General features: G+C 70.0%; 2 protein-coding genes. One reads left to right on the top strand and one right to left on the bottom strand.

What is annotated here, in order from left to right:
- Nucleotides 1-725: 725 nt before the first annotated feature.
- Nucleotides 726-1,244, bottom strand: a complete 519-nt coding sequence (locus ACO1BR_RS20460) for a CGNR zinc finger domain-containing protein (protein WP_426796511.1) — start codon at nucleotides 1,242-1,244, stop codon at nucleotides 726-728.
- Nucleotides 1,245-1,299: 55 nt separating this feature from the next.
- Between ACO1BR_RS20460 and ACO1BR_RS20465 the strand changes: the two genes are divergently transcribed.
- Nucleotides 1,300-1,422, top strand: coding sequence for a hypothetical protein (locus ACO1BR_RS20465; RefSeq protein ID WP_426796512.1), 123 nt, complete (start codon nucleotides 1,300-1,302; stop codon nucleotides 1,420-1,422).
- The last annotated feature ends 250 nt before the right edge of the window (nucleotides 1,423-1,672 follow it).

Below are 1,672 nucleotides of genomic sequence, written 5' to 3' on the forward strand. Positions count from 1 at the left end.
GTGGGGGTTGGGGGCGGAGGCCGCGGCCGCGGCCGGTCCCATGGCAAAGCCCGCGAAGGCGAGAGCGCAAGCCCCCACGGAGGCTGATATCCGTCGGAAACGACGGAAGGCTCTGTGCACGAAGTCCTCCCGAAGGACGAGAAGTTGGACGATGTTGACCAGACGTCAGACGGGGTTGCAGACGGGGGTTGCCTGCGTTGCCGCATCGGCGGCGCACTGTCCCCCGCGAACCGGACGTCGAGACGTCGGGAAACGATCGCATGGAACGTCTCGTCCCTCGATACGGTTGCCGCCGAGGAGCCCGAGAAGTGAATCCGCGAGCCGGGTGTGAAAACACAAGGCTGGAATGGAGCGCCAGCCGGCCGCCGGTTCGTCGAGGAGCGAGCCGGCCTATGAAATTTCACACCGCGCCGGGAGGGCCGGGAAGGCCGTCGAGCGACAGCGCCAGTAGCGTCACACGGCGATCAACCATGTGCGGGCTGCGGCGAGTTGAGACTGCCACCTATTGGCTCTGGCGGCCGACAGGGTGCCACGCGCAACCCGACCGCCAGGTCGTCGTCACTCCCGGGCAGGGCAGCCGATGGCGCGTCGGCGGTGCCGGCCAGGGCGGCGGCACGATCCCGGGTGAGCAACGCGCCCGACCGTCCCCCGGCGACGTACGGGGCTTGGACGGGCAAGTGCGCCTCCGCGGCACTGGTCGAAATCCGCCGACGGGCTCTGGCTCCCTACCGGCGTCGAGCCCGATGCCGCCGCACCGCATCGCGGTTGGCGCAGGCGTGGGAGCAGTAGCGCTGCCGTCCGCCCCGGGTGAAGTCGCCGTATACGCGGTCGCATTCGGCCAGTGCGCAGCGGCCGAGGCGGTCCATACCGCGCCCGGTCAGGTGCAGGGCCGTGCCCACGCTGACCACCGCCCGGACCACGGCGCCCAGGCCGAGGCCGTCGTCGCGGTAGTGGATGTGCCAGCCTCCGTCGGCGTGGTCGGTCACGCGTGGGTGGGCGGCGGAGGAGGCCAGCAACGCGTTGACCAGGGTGGCTCGTTCCGCGTGGGTGTCGGCGTCGGCCACGGCCAGCCAGCGCGGGATGAACTCCAGGATCTCCGCAAGGTCCCTCGCACCCACCGGGTGGTCGATGGCCATGCCCGCTGCCAGGCTGCGCTCGGCGAATTCCTCGGGAGTGCGCGGTGGCCTGGCCGCGAGCTGGACCATGAACCGCACGGGATCTTCCCCGTAAGGGTTTTGCTGCATATTGCTATTACAGCACTCTTGATCGAAACGGCCCCCTTCGGACAGAAACCCGGCCATGCGGAAGCGACTGCCCTCGATGGCCACCCGTCCGGGCACGTCCATGCTGCTCGCCTACTCGACGATCGTGACGGTGGCACTCCCCAGCACGGCCGACAACCTCAACGCCGGGATGACGTGAGGAGCACGCGATGAGGCACGCCCCTACACCAGCTACACCAGCTACACCAGCTACACGGCGAACCCCCGTGACCGTGCTCGGACTCGGCGCGATGGGAAGACAGCTGGCTCGCTCTCTACTGGCGGCCGGGCAATCGAGCCGCGGCGCTCACGCTGGCCGGTCCATTCTGGTGCCGGCGGGGAGGACAGCGGGGACGACCGGGGCCGGTGAGCGCGCCGGCCGCGAAGCGGGGCCTGGGCAATGCCCAGGG

The organism is Streptomyces sp. YGL11-2, assembly GCF_050054615.1.
Taxonomy (GTDB): domain Bacteria; phylum Actinomycetota; class Actinomycetes; order Streptomycetales; family Streptomycetaceae; genus Streptomyces.